15 protein-coding genes are annotated in these 13,260 nt (G+C 61.8%); 6 read left to right on the top strand and 9 right to left on the bottom strand.

The window, feature by feature from the left end:
- The first annotated feature begins 8 nt into the window (after positions 1-8).
- On the top strand, positions 9-1,433 hold the full coding sequence (locus QMN93_RS11755; RefSeq protein ID WP_193139876.1) for a 6-phospho-beta-glucosidase: 1,425 nt from the start codon (positions 9-11) through the stop codon (positions 1,431-1,433).
- A 152-nt stretch (positions 1,434-1,585) separates the two neighbouring features.
- On the opposite strand, the gene hycI is transcribed toward QMN93_RS11755, so the two are convergent.
- From hycI to hycA, 9 genes are all read right to left on the bottom strand, one after another.
- Entirely contained in the window at positions 1,586-2,071 is a 486-nt protein-coding gene (hycI, locus tag QMN93_RS11750; RefSeq protein ID WP_193139878.1) for a hydrogenase maturation peptidase HycI, read from the bottom strand.
- Positions 2,064-2,474 (bottom strand): formate hydrogenlyase maturation HycH family protein, encoded by a 411-nt coding sequence (locus tag QMN93_RS11745; RefSeq protein WP_033146381.1) that lies wholly within the window; start codon positions 2,472-2,474, stop codon positions 2,064-2,066. Before QMN93_RS11745 ends, hycI begins: the two co-directional genes overlap by 8 nt.
- The gene (locus QMN93_RS11740) at positions 2,471-3,238 is read right to left on the bottom strand and encodes an NADH-quinone oxidoreductase subunit B family protein (protein ID WP_033146382.1); all 768 of its coding nucleotides are present in this window, start codon (positions 3,236-3,238) and stop codon (positions 2,471-2,473) included. Before QMN93_RS11740 ends, QMN93_RS11745 begins: the two co-directional genes overlap by 4 nt.
- On the bottom strand, positions 3,238-3,780 hold the full coding sequence (locus QMN93_RS11735) for a formate hydrogenlyase complex iron-sulfur subunit (protein WP_121424513.1): 543 nt from the start codon (positions 3,778-3,780) through the stop codon (positions 3,238-3,240). The genes QMN93_RS11740 and QMN93_RS11735 overlap by 1 nt, the downstream gene beginning before the upstream one ends.
- 9 nt (positions 3,781-3,789) lie before the next feature.
- Positions 3,790-5,499, bottom strand: a complete 1,710-nt coding sequence (gene hycE, locus QMN93_RS11730) for a formate hydrogenlyase subunit HycE (RefSeq protein ID WP_193139880.1) — start codon at positions 5,497-5,499, stop codon at positions 3,790-3,792.
- A gap of 15 nt (positions 5,500-5,514) precedes the next feature.
- Positions 5,515-6,438: a respiratory chain complex I subunit 1 family protein gene (locus QMN93_RS11725; RefSeq protein WP_064673527.1), complete on the bottom strand. Its 924-nt coding sequence runs from the start codon at positions 6,436-6,438 to the stop codon at positions 5,515-5,517.
- A gap of 1 nt (position 6,439) precedes the next feature.
- A complete protein-coding gene (gene hycC / locus QMN93_RS11720) occupies positions 6,440-8,254 on the bottom strand; it encodes a formate hydrogenlyase subunit 3 (protein WP_193139883.1) in 1,815 nt (604 codons plus the stop codon).
- Entirely contained in the window at positions 8,251-8,859 is a 609-nt protein-coding gene (locus tag QMN93_RS11715; RefSeq protein ID WP_023308971.1) for a 4Fe-4S dicluster domain-containing protein, read from the bottom strand. Before QMN93_RS11715 ends, hycC begins: the two co-directional genes overlap by 4 nt.
- A gap of 70 nt (positions 8,860-8,929) precedes the next feature.
- Positions 8,930-9,394, bottom strand: a complete 465-nt coding sequence (gene hycA / locus QMN93_RS11710) for a formate hydrogenlyase regulator HycA (RefSeq protein ID WP_029739532.1) — start codon at positions 9,392-9,394, stop codon at positions 8,930-8,932.
- A gap of 211 nt (positions 9,395-9,605) precedes the next feature.
- Between hycA and hypA the strand changes: the two genes are divergently transcribed.
- From hypA to hypE, 5 genes are read left to right on the top strand one after another with little or no spacing between them, the layout of a single operon-like run.
- Positions 9,606-9,956, top strand: coding sequence for a hydrogenase maturation nickel metallochaperone HypA (gene hypA, locus QMN93_RS11705; RefSeq protein WP_193139885.1), 351 nt, complete (start codon positions 9,606-9,608; stop codon positions 9,954-9,956).
- Between the two features lie 3 nt (positions 9,957-9,959).
- The gene (gene hypB, locus QMN93_RS11700) at positions 9,960-10,823 is read left to right on the top strand and encodes a hydrogenase nickel incorporation protein HypB (RefSeq protein ID WP_193139887.1); all 864 of its coding nucleotides are present in this window, start codon (positions 9,960-9,962) and stop codon (positions 10,821-10,823) included.
- The gene (locus tag QMN93_RS11695) at positions 10,814-11,086 is read left to right on the top strand and encodes a HypC/HybG/HupF family hydrogenase formation chaperone (RefSeq protein ID WP_023308975.1); all 273 of its coding nucleotides are present in this window, start codon (positions 10,814-10,816) and stop codon (positions 11,084-11,086) included. The genes hypB and QMN93_RS11695 overlap by 10 nt, the downstream gene beginning before the upstream one ends.
- Positions 11,087-11,088: 2 nt before the next feature.
- Positions 11,089-12,210, top strand: coding sequence for a hydrogenase formation protein HypD (gene hypD, locus QMN93_RS11690; protein WP_264884744.1), 1,122 nt, complete (start codon positions 11,089-11,091; stop codon positions 12,208-12,210).
- On the top strand, positions 12,207-13,217 hold the full coding sequence (gene hypE / locus QMN93_RS11685; protein ID WP_193139890.1) for a hydrogenase expression/formation protein HypE: 1,011 nt from the start codon (positions 12,207-12,209) through the stop codon (positions 13,215-13,217). The genes hypD and hypE overlap by 4 nt, the downstream gene beginning before the upstream one ends.
- Positions 13,218-13,260 lie beyond the last annotated feature (43 nt).

The raw sequence follows: 13,260 nt of genomic DNA, 5'->3' as shown, positions 1-13,260 counted from the left end.
AGGTAAGAATGTCTGTTTTTCCACAAGGATTTTTATGGGGCGGCGCGCTTGCCGCCAACCAGAGTGAAGGTGCTTACCGTGAAGGCGGCAAAGGACTGACGACGGTCGATATGATCCCCCACGGCGCGAATCGCCTGGCGGTGAAGCTCGGTAAGGAAAAGCGTTTTTCGCTGCGTGACGACGAGTTCTACCCGAGCCACGAAGCGATTGATTTTTACCATCGCTATAAAGAAGACATCGCCCTGATGGCGGAGATGGGCTTTACGGTGTTCCGCACCTCCATTGCCTGGAGCCGCCTCTACCCGAACGGCGACGAACCGCTGCCGAACAAAGAGGGCATTGCCTTCTATCGCGCGGTGTTCGAGGAGTGCAAAAAGTACAACATCGAGCCGCTGGTGACGCTCTGCCACTTTGACGTGCCTATGCACCTGGTGACGGAATACGGCTCCTGGCGCAACCGTAAGATGGTCGATTTCTTTGCCCGCTACGCCCGCACCTGCTTTGAAGAGTTTAACGGGCTGGTGAAATACTGGCTGACCTTCAACGAAATCAACATCATGCTGCACAGCCCGTTCTCCGGCGCGGGGCTGGTGTTTGAGGAAGGCGAAAACGAAGACCAGGTGAAATACCAGGCCGCGCACCACGAGCTGGTGGCAAGCGCGCTGGCGACCAAAATCGCCCACGAGGTGAACCCGGAAAACCAGGTGGGCTGCATGCTGGCGGGCGGAAATTTCTATCCGTACTCCTGCAAGCCGGAAGACGTGTGGATGGCGCTGGAGAAAGACCGCGAGAACCTGTTCTTTATCGACGTGCAGGCGCGCGGCAGCTACCCGGCCTACTCCGCACGCGTGTTCCGCGAGAAAGGCGTGATGATAGTGAAAGATCCGGGCGACGACGAGCTGTTAAAAAACACCGTCGACTTTGTCTCGTTCAGCTATTACGCCTCGCGCTGCGCGTCGGCGGATATGAACGCGGGCAACACCAGCGCGGCGAACATCGTGAAGTCCCTGCGTAACCCGCATATTCAGGTGAGCGAATGGGGCTGGGGCATCGACCCGCTCGGCCTGCGCATCACCATGAACATGATGTACGACCGCTACCAGAAGCCGCTGTTCCTGGTGGAAAACGGCCTCGGGGCGAAAGACGTTATTGATGAAAACGGCGAGATCAACGACGACTACCGCATCAGCTACCTGCGCGAGCACATCCGCGCGATGGGCGACGCGATTGAGGACGGCGTGCCGCTGATGGGCTACACCACCTGGGGCTGCATCGACCTGGTGGCCGCCTCAACGGGCGAGATGAGCAAGCGCTACGGGTTTGTGTACGTTGACCGCGACGACGCCGGAAACGGCACGCTGGATCGCAAGCGCAAGAAATCGTTCTGGTGGTATAAGAAGGTGATTGCGAGTAACGGGGCGGATCTCGAGTAACCTCTCCTTGCCCCTCACCCTAACCCTCTCCCCAGAGGGGAGAGGGAACCGTTTGGTGCGGTTTTCACCCTCTTTACTCCGGGAATAAAGGACTGCTCGGCGCGGTTTTCACCCTCTTTACTCCGGTAATAAAGGACTGCTCGGCGCGGTTTTCACCCTCTCTCCTCTGGGGAGAGGGCCGGGGTGAGGGGTTCAAACCCTCCATCCCCAACCCACTCCGCAAGCCGTGAATACACCACTTCCACCGCCTCCTTCACCGGCGGCGTCATCGGGTAATAAAACCCAACGATATCCGGCTGAATCCCCAAAAACAGCACCTCGCCCACGTCGTCTTTAATCTGATCGACCAGGTAGTTCAGCGGCATATTGTGGGTGGTCATCATAAACATCTCGGCGATGTCGTCCGGGTCAATCAGGCGGATCTCGCCGGGGTTGAGCCCCATATCGGTGGCATCGACGATTAACAGCCTCTCCGGACGCAGCTCGCGGACGGCGACCACGTCGTTTTCCGGCGCGCTGCCGCCGTCAATCACCACCCAATTGCCCTGCGGATTCGCGGCGCACATCTCTGCCAGCAGCGGGCCCGCGCCGTCGTCGCCCATCATGCTGTTGCCGACACACAGTAAAACGTCAGTCACGTAATCTCCTCACCATCAGGTAGATGGCGCTCTCCTGGTGAATATCGTGCAGCATGCCGAGCAGCGTTTTGCTCCACGACTGCTGCTCGGGGGTTTGCCTGGCGAGCGCCGCGTCAAAGGCGTTGGCGAGCATCGCAATGTGGTTGGCGTCGATGACGATCTCGCCGTACTTCGGCACGCCCTCCATCTTGCGCCGCGCCGTGCTGCCCTCCTCCAGCGTGGCGATCCATGCCAGGTACTCGGGCCACGGGCAGCTCAGCGCCGCCTCCAGGCAGTCAATCACCCCGAGGTGATGCCCAATCGCCAGGCTGTAATAGACCACCTGCTGCGCCGCGTCGGGCGTGGCATCGTTCTCATCAATAAACTTACGGCTCAGCTGGCTGAACACCACCGTTTCACTCATCGGATACGCGCCTCATCCACGATGCTGTTCAGGTTCGCCACGATCTCATTGAGACGCGGATCGTTTTCCGCCTCCAGCCAGCGCGCCACCTGATGGTCGCCCTGGCTCAGCAGGCGCAGATAATCATCGGCAATCTGGCGCCCGTAGCGATAGCCCGCCAGCCTGCGCGCCGTGCGGTCAATCTTCACCCGCAGCGGCTGAACCATGTCCGGGTGCAGGATGGCCGCCGGCCGGTTGTCCAGCTCGCCCGGCTCGCGCGCGTGGATTTTCTGCTCCAGCAGGCCGAGCGCCATGGCAAAGCCGTACAGCGTCGCGGCGGGCGTTGGCGGGCAGCCCGGAATGTAGACGTCCACCGGCACGATTTTGTCGGTCCCGCCCCAGACGCAGTAGAGGTCGTGGAAGATGCCGCCGCTGTTGCCGCAGGCCCCGTACGAGATGCAGATTTTCGGGTCCGGCGCGGACTGCCAGGCGCGCAGCGCCGGCGAGCGCATGGCGCGGGTGACGGCTCCGGTAAACAGCAGGATGTCCGCATGACGCGGGGACGGCACCACTTTGATGCCGAAGCGCTCGGCGTCAAACAGCGGCGACAGCGTAGCGAAGATCTCAATCTCGCAGCCGTTGCAGCCGCCGCAGTCCACGCGGTAGACGTAGGCCGAGCGTTTGATTTTTTTCAGCAGCGACGCCTTCATGCTGGCGATGGACTCCTCCACCGTCATCGGCACCGGAATGCCGTTAGCGTCGCGCGGGCCGAGTAAATTTTCCATCAGCTGGCCTCTCTCATATGGCGGGTGATATCAATGCGGTCGGACGGCAGCAGGCACTTCTGACGCTTGCACTCCGGGCAGGTTTCAAAGCTTTCGCGGTGGTGCTCCGCGCGGGCGTCACCGTTGTGCTGCAGCAGCGCGATGGCGTAGTCGATCTCTTTTTGCACGGCGAACGGGCGCTGGCAGACGCGGCAGCTGCACAGGTCAAAGCGCGACTGCTGGAGGAAGTCCTCCTTCTTCCACACCGCCAGCTCGTACTCCTGCGACAGGCGAATGGCGACCGTCGGGCAGACCTCCTCGCAGCGGCCGCAGAAGATGCAGCGCCCGAGGTTAAACTGCCAGGCCAGCTCGCCGGTTTTGAGATCCGTTTCTACCGTTAAGGCGTTCGACGGGCAGGCGTTGACGCAGGCCGCGCAGCCGATGCACTGCTGCGGGTTGTGCTCCGGCTTGCCGCGAAAATTTTTATCCACCGGCATCGGCTCCAGCGGATAGCGGCTGGTCTGCGTGCCGGTTTTGATTACTTTTTTGATAAAGGTAAACATGGCGAGTCCTTATTTCAGCGGCGAGTTTTTACGCTCGATGCTGTAGCGCTCAAGCTCTTTGTACGGCACCACCTGGCTTTTCTTCTTGCGCACGTCGACCACGGTCATGCGGTCGGTGCAGGAGTAGCACGGGTCGAGGCTGCCGATGATCAGCGGCGCATCGGAAACCGTGTTGCCGCGCAGCATATAGCGCAGGGTTGGCCAGTTGGCGTAGGTGGCCGCGCGGCAGCGCCAGCGGTAGAGCTTCTGGTTGTCGCCGGTCATGCTCCAGTGGATATCGTCCCCGCGCGGCGCTTCGGCAAAGCCGAGGGCATAGCGGTTCGGAATGTAGGTGAAGCCTTCCACCATCAGCGGGCCGCCCGGCAGGTTATCGAGGCCGTAGTCGATCATGTTCAGGGCCGTGAACACCTCGTTAATACGCACCTTGAGGCGCGAGATGACGTCGCAGCCCTGCTCGCTGTGCACGGTCATCGGCAGCAGGCCGTAGCCGACGAACGGGTGATCGGCACGCGTGTCGCGGGCGTGGCCGCTGGCGCGCACCATCGGGCCGACGTTGCTGAAGTCGCGGGCAATTTCCGGGTCAAGGCGGCCGATGCCGACGGTGCGCTGCTCGATGTTTGGCGTGCTGAGCAGCATGTCCACCAGCTCCTGCACGTCGCGGCGCATCTGCTGCGCCAGCTGGCGGGTCTGGATCATGTCGTCCTTCAGCAGGTCGCGGCGGATCCCGCCGATCAGGTTCAGGCCATAGGTTTTACGCGCCCCGGTGAGGATCTCCGCCATCTTCATTGACGCTTCACGCACGCGGAAGAACTGCATAAACCCGGAGTCAAAGCCGACGAAGTGGCAGGCCAGGCCGAGGTTCAGCAGGTGCGAGTGCAGACGCTCCACCTCCAGCAGAATGGCGCGGATCATCTGCGCGCGCTCCGGCACCACGATCCCCATGCCGTTCTCCACCGAGGTGGTGTAGGCGGTGCTGTGGGCGAAGCCGCAGATACCGCACACGCGGTCAGAGAGGAACGTTACTTCGTTGTAGCCCATGCGGGTTTCCGCCAGCTTTTCCATGCCGCGGTGGACATAGAACAGGCGGTAGTCGGCGTCGATGATGTTTTCGCCGTCGACAAACAGGCGGAAGTGGCCCGGTTCGTCGGAGGTGACGTGCAGCGGGCCGATCGGCACCACGTTGTTTTTCTTGCTGCCCAGCTCGTTGATAAACTCGTAGGTTTCGCTGTCGGTGGTCGGCGCCGGGCGCTGGCGGTAGTCCATGCTGTCTTTGCGCAGCGGATAGAGTTCGTCCGGCCAGTCGTCCGGCAGCACCAGGCGGCGCTCGTCCGGCAGGCCGACCGGCACCAGGCCGTACATGTCGCGCACTTCGCGCTCGCCCCAGACGGCGGCGGGCACGCGCGGCGTGACGGACGGGTATTCCGGCTTAGCCGGGTCGACTTCCACGCGCACGGTGAGCCAGCACTTCTCGCCCTGCTCCATCGACATCACGTAATACACCGCATAGTTGCCGCACAGCTGGCGCTCGTCGTTGCCGAACAGCACCGACAGCCAGCCGCCCTGCTGGTAGTACAGAAATTCCACCACTTCCGGCAGATAGTTCACCTTAATGGTGACGGTTACCTGGTCTTTGGTTTGCCAGGACTCCTCCAGCACCACGCCGGGGAAAGCCTGATGCAACGCGGCGAGATACTGCTGACCTTTCTTTTCTTCAGACATAAATACTCTCTTTAATCACGCCACCAGCAAGGAGACGAACGCTAAAAATGCAAAACCAAAACCGGCCCAGGTGATGCGCGACGTTTCCACAAAACGCAGGCGCGCCATGCTGTTTTCAAACAGGGCAATCACCAGCCCGCCGACCAGCAGCTTGAGGGCGGCAACCACGACGGCCAGCACCAGACCGCCTGCGGAGAAGTGCGTCATCTGCCCCCACGGGAAGAAGACGCCGACAAACATCTGCAGCACCACCAGCTGTTTGAGGCTGATGCCCCACTTCAGCACCGCGAAGCCGTAGCCGCTGTATTCGGTAAGCGGCCCTTCCTGCAGCTCCTGCTCGGCTTCCGCCAGGTCGAACGGCAGTTTGCCCATCTCAATAAACGTGGCGAACGCGCAGGCGCACAGCGCCAGCACCAGCGGGATCGAGCGCGCCACCGGCCAGTGGTAAACGGTGTGGGTGATAAAGCTGATGTGGGTGGAGCCCGCCACCTGCGCGGCGACCCACAGCCCCAGCAGCAGGATAGGCTCCACCAGCACGCCGAGCATTGCCTCGCGGCTGGCACCGATGCCGGTAAACGGGCTCCCGGTGTCCAGGCCCGCAATCGCAAAGAAGAAGCGGGCGATGGCAAAGAGGTAGATAAGCGTGATCAGATCGCCAAGCACGGGCAGCGGCGACGCCACCGTCACCACCGGCAGCGCGGTGGCGATGGTCAGCATGACGCCCACCATCACAAACGGCGTCAGGCGGAAAACCCAGCCTGCGGCATCCGGCGCGACGCTCTGACGGGAGAGCAGTTTAAAGAGATCGCGGTACTCCTGGAGCACACCGGGCCCGCGACGGTTGTGCATCCGGGCGCGCGCCACGCGCGTGATGCCCGACAGCAGCGGCGCAGCGGCGAACAGCACCAGCGCCTGAAGAATTGCCAGTAACAGACTCATGTCAGGCTCCTCGTGAAATCACAATGACCACCAGCACCGCCAGCTCGATGACCGCCAGACGGCGGAACAATACGGGCGCGGCGGCGCTCTGCCAGCCGGGTACCCAGCCTACCGGGTTCAGCCAGTGGCGCAGCTTCAGCACGGCGGCGAAGTTCTCCTTCACCGGCATGGCGAAACCGTGGGCGGTGATGACCATCGACTGTTCGTGTTCGTAGCCGCAGGCCCACGCCGCACCGCGCGAGCGGGAGGCGAGCCGGTCGCGTTTGAAGAACAGCATCAGGACGAGCGGCAGCAGCGGTGCGCCAATCAGCAGCAGCGCGATCATGGGCTGAGAGACGGTGGTATTCGCCACGGTCAGCGGCAGAGGAATAGCGTTGCCCAGCAGCGGCAGCAGCCACGGCGCGGCGACGCCCCCCGCGATACAGCACAGCGCCAGCGCGACCACGCTGATGCCCATCAACAAGGGTGCGCAGCAGGCGTTTTCCGCTTCGCGGGTGCGCGGCGCGCCGAGGAAGGTCACGCCGTAGACTTTCGCCATGCACATCACCGCCAGCGCCCCGGTAATCGCCAGCCCGACCGCCAGCAGCGGGCCGAGCAGGCGTGCGATAAATGCGTCGCTCTGGCCGAGCGCGAAGAAGGACTGATAGATCACCCACTCCCCGGCAAAGCCGTTCAGCGGCGGCAGCGCGGCCATTGCCATCAGACCCACCAGCATGGCGAGTGAAATGACCGGCATCTTTTTGCCAATCCCGCCCAGCTTTTCGATATCCCGATGACCGGTGCGGAACCAGACGCTGCCCGCGCCGAGGAACAGGGTGCTTTTAAACAGGCTGTGGTTGACGAGGTGATACAGACCGCCGATAAACCCGGCGGCAATCAGCGCCGGATGATTGAGCGCCAGCCCGGTCACTCCCGCGCCAATGCCGAGCAGGATGATGCCGATATTTTCCAGGGTGTGGTACGCCAGCAGGCGCTGGATATTGTGCTCCATCAGCGCGTACAGGCCGCCGACGAACGCGGTAATCATTCCGGCGACCAGCAGCACGACGCCCCACCACAGCGGCGGCTGTCCGCCGGTCAGCGTAATCGCCAGAATCCCGAACAGACCCACTTTCATCACCACCGCAGAAAACAGCGCGGCGGCGGGCGCGGAGGCATTCGCATGCGCCTGCGGCACCCAGCCGTGCAGCGGGATGATGCCAGCGAGCAGGCCAAAGCCGAGCACGCCCAGCAGCCAGACGTCGTTCCCCAGCGGATGGCCGTTGAGCGCAGCGAAGTCCAGCGTGCCGAAGCGGTGCCACACCAGCCAGCAGGCCAGCGTCAGCAGCAGCGTCCCGAGGCGTCCCAGCGCAAACCACAGCTTGCCGGAGGTGCTGCAGCCGGTCAGGAACACGCCGCACAGCGCCATGATTTCCGCCATCACCACCAGCGCGCCGAGGTTGCTGGCAATAACGGTGCAGACCGCCGCCGCCATCAGCAGGTTAACCAGCAGGCCGTTAGCCCTGGCGTGCGGATGGCGGTGCCAGTCGATATTGAACAGGCTGATAAACAGCCCGCACAGGCCAAACGTCACCAGCCAGATGGCGTTCAGCGGCGTGATCGCAACCGAGTGGCGAATCAGCGGCATCACGGCCTCTGAGGACTGGCCGCCGAGCAGGACATCGCCGCCTGCCGCCAGCGTCATCAGGCTAGCAACCGCCCCGCCGATCCCGGCGATCGCGCCGCTCAGAGTTTTATGGAATGAGAAGATCAGCGCCAGAACAGCGGCGGCAGCAAAACAGGCTACCGCGCTGGTAATCATCATCGCCGCGTTCATTTCGCCCCCTCGTTAAGCGCCTGTAGCAGAGAAAGGTCGCCAAAATCACTGTTGATGGTCAGCTCGCGTTTACGCTTGCTGGTACGGGCGATGTCGCGAATGTTAACCAGAATCAACGCCTTAGTCGGGCAGGTGCGCACGCAGGCCGGGCCCTGCTCATCGAAGCTGCACAGGTCGCATTTCACCGCAACGGCACGGATGCCGGGCACCCAGTCCAGCAGCGTACTTACGCGTGCCGGAGCCGGTGGCGCGGGTGGGGCTTTTGGCGAGTTGGCGTTCGCCGGAATATGCAGCGGACGGCTGCCGGAAAATTCAATCGCGCCGAACGGGCAGGCAATGCCGCACAGCTTGCAGCTTACGCACAGGCTTTCGTTCAGCTGGACAGCGCCATCAACGCGGGTGATGGCATTCACAGGGCAGACACCCGCGCAGGGGGCGTCTTCACAGTGATGGCAGAGCTGCGGGGCAGACTCTTTTTCATTACGCATGACGTGCAGGCGCGGCATGGACTGCAGCCCATGCAGGCGATGCGTTTCCGAGCACGCCGCCTCACAGGTTCGACAGCCAATACAGACCGTCGAGTCAGCAATTACAAAACGGTTCACCGGGTTATCCTCTGGTGATAGTCATTTTTGACGAAAAACTGTCTTGTCGACACTTCTCGACACGCAGGAGTCAGGCCACGTTCGCTGAGGCGTTTCCGTCCATCAGCTGCTTCAGGTTGACCGGGAGATCGTGTTCAACGGCGGCGTACAGGCCGTTATAGACCGGCGCGATTTTTTCCAGATAGTGCTCCAGCACCTGCTGGCGATCGCGGTTGCTGACGTGGCCATCCACCATGCCATCGGCCATCAGCTGCGCCTTCGCAATACACTGTTTTTCGCCGTCTTTTGTCTCGAGGTGGTACTCAATGGTGTGGCTGTTGAAGTTATCCGCCAGGGTAACGTTGATGGTGAAATGGCCGAACAGGACGAAGCGCATGTCGCCCTGCGCCGCGCAGCTCATCGCGTGGTGAAGACGCGCTTTCGAGAGGGTGATGCCCTGAACCAGAGAGTTGCAGTAAAGGTGCCACTGGTCCTGCAGCTGCTGATGACGCTGCGCGATGTAATCCGCTTTTTCGCTGATTTCCCAAATAGTCATAGAAGGTATCCGGTTAATGGAGATAGCAGCTGTTAAGCAGATTCCATGCCAGTTTTTATCTTGCTGATTTTAAATAGATTTAATTACAAAACCGCTGTCAACGCCGCGATGTCGACGTGTCATTTCGACAGCGTTGACATCGTCACGCCTTAACAAAAATCAAGCTGGCACCGTTATTGCATTCAATGGCGCAATTCATTGAGGAGGCGTCATGCACGAAATCACCCTCTGCCAGCGGGCTCTGGAACTTATCGAACAGCAGGCAGTGCAAAACCACGCGAAGCGCGTCACCGGCGTCTGGCTGAAGGTCGGGGCGTTTTCCTGCGTCGAGACCAGCGCCCTGAATTTCTGTTTTGAGCTGGTGTGTCGCGGCACGCTGGCGGAAGGCTGCGAGCTCCATATCGAAGAGCAGCAGGCGGAGTGCTGGTGCGAGCAGTGCCGGCAGTACGTCACCCTGCTGTCATCAAAGGTTCAGCGCTGTCCGCAGTGTCAGAGCACCGGTCTTCGCATCGTGGCGGACGACGGCATGCAGATCCAACGCCTCGAAATCGAGAAGGAGTAAAGTATGTGTAGCACCTGCGGTTGCGCCGAAGGCAACCTGTATATAGAAGGGGATGAACACCGTCCCCATTCCGCGTTTCGCTCCGCGCCCTTTTCCCCTGCCCCGCGTCCTGCTGCGGCTTTAACCGGTATCACCTTCGCCCCGCAACGCTCCGCTGCGGGCGATCTGCACTACGGCCACGGCGAAGCGGGTACCCACGCGCCGGGCATCAGCCAGCGCCAGATGCTGGAGGTGGAAATCAACGTGCTGGACAAAAATAACCAGATCGCCGCCCGCAACCGCGCGCGCTTTGCCACCCGCAAACAGCTGGTGCTGAACCTGGTCTCCAGCCCCGGCTCCGGCAAAACCACGTTGTTAACGGAAACGCTCAAACGCCTGAACGGGCGCGTCTCCTGCGCGGTGATTGAAGGCGACCAGCAAACCGTTAACGACGCGGCGCGCATTCGCGAAACCGGCACCCCGGCGATTCAGGTCAATACCGGCAAAGGCTGCCACCTGGATGCGCAGATGATTGCCGACGCCGCCCCGCGTCTGCCGCTGGCGCATAACGGCATTCTGTTTATTGAAAACGTCGGCAACCTGGTCTGCCCGGCAAGCTTCGATCTGGGCGAACGCCACAAGGTGGCGGTGCTTTCGGTGACCGAAGGCGAAGACAAGCCGCTGAAGTACCCGCATATGTTTGCCGCCGCCTCCATCATGCTGCTGAACAAAGTCGACCTGCTGCCGTACCTGAACTTCGACGTGGATAAGTGCCTGTCCTGCGCCCGGGAAGTGAATCCCGAGATTGAGATCCTGCTGGTATCCGCCACGCGCGGCGACGGCATGGACGCCTGGCTGAACTGGCTGGAGAGTGAACGATGTGCATAGGCGTACCGGGACAAATCCATTCCATTGACGGGAACCAGGCCAAAGTGGAGGTCTGCGGCATCCTGCGCGACGTGGACCTGACGCTGGTGGGCAGCAGCGATGAAACGGGCGCATCGCGTCTCGGCCAGTGGGTGCTCGTCCACGTGGGGTTTGCCATGAGCGTGATTAACGAAGCGGAAGCCCGCGACACGCTGGATGCCCTGCAAAACATGTTCGACGTGGAGCCTGACGTGGGCGCGCTGCTGTACGGCGAGGAGCGTTAGCCATGCGTTACGTTGATGAATACCGCGCGCCCGAGCAGGTGCTGCAGCTTATCGGGCACCTGAAAACGCGCGCGGCGCTGCTGGACTACACGAAAGAGAGACCGCTGCGGATCATGGAGGTGTGCGGCGGACACACGCACGCCATCTTCAAATTTGGCCTCGACCAGCTGCTGCCGGAGAACATCGAGTTTATCCACGGCCCCGGCTGCCCGGTGTGCGTGCTGCCGATGGGGCGAATCGACAGCTGTATCGAAATTGCCAGCCAGCCCGACGTCATTTTCTGCACCTTTGGCGACGCGATGCGCGTGCCGGGGAAAAACGGCTCGCTGCTGCAGGCGAAAGCGCGCGGGGCCGACATCCGGATTGTCTATTCGCCGATGGATGCCCTGACGCTGGCGGAGGACAACCCCGCGCGCAAGGTGGTGTTTTTTGGCCTGGGGTTTGAAACCACCATGCCCGCCACCGCCATCACGCTGCAGCAGGCGAAAGCACGCGGCGTCGGGAATTTTTTCTTCTTCTGCCAGCACATTACGCTCATTCCCACGCTGCGCAGCCTGCTGGAAGAGCCGGGAAACGGCATTGACGCCTTTCTGGCACCGGGGCATGTCAGCATGGTAATTGGCACAGACGCCTACGGTTTTATCGCTGAACAGTACAATCGTCCGTTAGTGGTCGCTGGTTTCGAACCACTTGATCTACTGCAAGGTGTCACCATGCTGGTTGAGCAGAAAATAGCGGCCCTGAGTACCGTGGAAAACCAGTACCGCCGCGTGGTACCGGAAGCGGGAAATGAGCGGGCGCAGCAGGCGATAGCCGATGTGTTCAGCGTTGAGGGCGACAGCGAGTGGCGTGGTCTGGGGCTGATTGCCGAATCCGGCGTGTGCCTGACGCCGGCCTATCGCGCGTTCGACGCCGAAGCGCATTTCCGCCCGCAGCCGCAGCAGGTTTGCGACGATCCCCGGGCCCGCTGCGGCGACGTGCTCACCGGTAAATGCAAACCTCATCAATGCCCGTTATTTGGCAATACCTGTAACCCGCAAACGGCGTTTGGCGCGCTGATGGTCTCCTCCGAAGGGGCGTGTGCCGCGTGGTATCAGTATCGCAACCAGGAGAGTGAAGCATGAATACGGTTGAAATGGCGCACGGCAGCGGCGGACAGGCGATGCAGCAGCTGATTAACCGGCTGTTTATGGAAGCCTTCAACAACCCCTGGCTCGCCGAACAGGAAGACCAGGCGCGCATTGACCTCGCGACCCTCACCGCGCAGGGCGACAGGCTGGCGTTCTCCACCGACAGCTACGTGATCGATCCGCTGTTCTTCCCCGGCGGCGATATCGGCAAGCTCGCCGTCTGCGGCACGGCCAACGACGTGGCGGTCAGCGGCGCCATTCCGCGCTACCTCTCCTGCGGGTTTATCCTCGAAGAGGGGTTACCGATGGAGACGCTAACGGCAGTGGTCAACAGCATGGCGCACACCGCGCGCGAGGCGGGGATAGCTATCGTCACCGGCGATACCAAAGTGGTGCAGCGCGGCGCGGCCGACAAGCTGTTTATCAACACCGCCGGCATGGGGGCGATCCCCGCCGATATTCACTGGGCGGCGCAGCATCTTAGCGTGGGCGACGTGCTGATCGTGACCGGAACGCTGGGCTGCCACGGGGCGACCATCCTAAACCTGCGCGAAGGTCTGGGGCTGGACGGGGAACTGCGCAGCGACTGCGCGGTGCTCACCCCGCTGATCCAGACGCTGCGCGGTATTCCCGGCGTGAAAGCCCTGCGGGACGCGACGCGAGGCGGCGTGAACGCCGTGGTCCACGAATTTGCAGCAAGCTGCGGGTACGGGATTGAACTCACCGAGCGTAGCCTGCCCGTGAAGCCTGCCGTTCGCGGCCTTTGCGAACTGCTGGGCCTTGACCCGCTTAACTTCGCCAACGAAGGCAAACTGGTGATTGGCGTTGAACGCGCGGCCGCGGAAGCCGTTCTTGAACAGCTGCGGGCTCATCCGTCAGGAAAAGAGGCGGCGATGATTGGTGAAGTGGTTGAGCGCAAAGGGGTGCGCCTGGCCGGGCTGTATGGCGTTAAACGGACGCTGGATCTGCCGCACGCGGAACCCTTACCCCGTATTTGCTAGAACCGCGCCAAAAGCGGTCAGCACTGAATCTCTTTTTTGCCAG

The sequence above is a fragment of the Enterobacter sp. R-1.6.2 genome (genome assembly GCF_035064085.1).
Lineage (GTDB): Bacteria > Pseudomonadota > Gammaproteobacteria > Enterobacterales > Enterobacteriaceae > Enterobacter > Enterobacter asburiae_B.
The sequence above is the reverse complement of the archived record's forward strand: the minus strand, read 5'-3'. Positions and strand labels throughout refer to the sequence as shown.

Coding starts and splice junctions, on each gene's coding strand:
- QMN93_RS11755 (WP_193139876.1), top strand. CDS start 9: ATGTCTGTTTTTCCACAAGGATTTTTATGGGGCGGCGCGCTTGCCGCC.
- QMN93_RS11740 (WP_033146382.1), bottom strand. CDS start 3,238: ATGGAAAATTTACTCGGCCCGCGCGACGCTAACGGCATTCCGGTGCCG.
- hycC (WP_193139883.1), bottom strand. CDS start 8,254: ATGAACGCGGCGATGATGATTACCAGCGCGGTAGCCTGTTTTGCTGCC.
- hycE (WP_193139880.1), bottom strand. CDS start 5,499: ATGTCTGAAGAAAAGAAAGGTCAGCAGTATCTCGCCGCGTTGCATCAG.
- hypE (WP_193139890.1), top strand. CDS start 12,207: ATGAATACGGTTGAAATGGCGCACGGCAGCGGCGGACAGGCGATGCAG.
- hypD (WP_264884744.1), top strand. CDS start 11,089: ATGCGTTACGTTGATGAATACCGCGCGCCCGAGCAGGTGCTGCAGCTT.
- QMN93_RS11735 (WP_121424513.1), bottom strand. CDS start 3,780: ATGTTTACCTTTATCAAAAAAGTAATCAAAACCGGCACGCAGACCAGC.
- QMN93_RS11695 (WP_023308975.1), top strand. CDS start 10,814: ATGTGCATAGGCGTACCGGGACAAATCCATTCCATTGACGGGAACCAG.
- hypA (WP_193139885.1), top strand. CDS start 9,606: ATGCACGAAATCACCCTCTGCCAGCGGGCTCTGGAACTTATCGAACAG.
- QMN93_RS11745 (WP_033146381.1), bottom strand. CDS start 2,474: ATGAGTGAAACGGTGGTGTTCAGCCAGCTGAGCCGTAAGTTTATTGAT.
- hypB (WP_193139887.1), top strand. CDS start 9,960: ATGTGTAGCACCTGCGGTTGCGCCGAAGGCAACCTGTATATAGAAGGG.
- QMN93_RS11725 (WP_064673527.1), bottom strand. CDS start 6,438: ATGAGTCTGTTACTGGCAATTCTTCAGGCGCTGGTGCTGTTCGCCGCT.
- hycA (WP_029739532.1), bottom strand. CDS start 9,394: ATGACTATTTGGGAAATCAGCGAAAAAGCGGATTACATCGCGCAGCGT.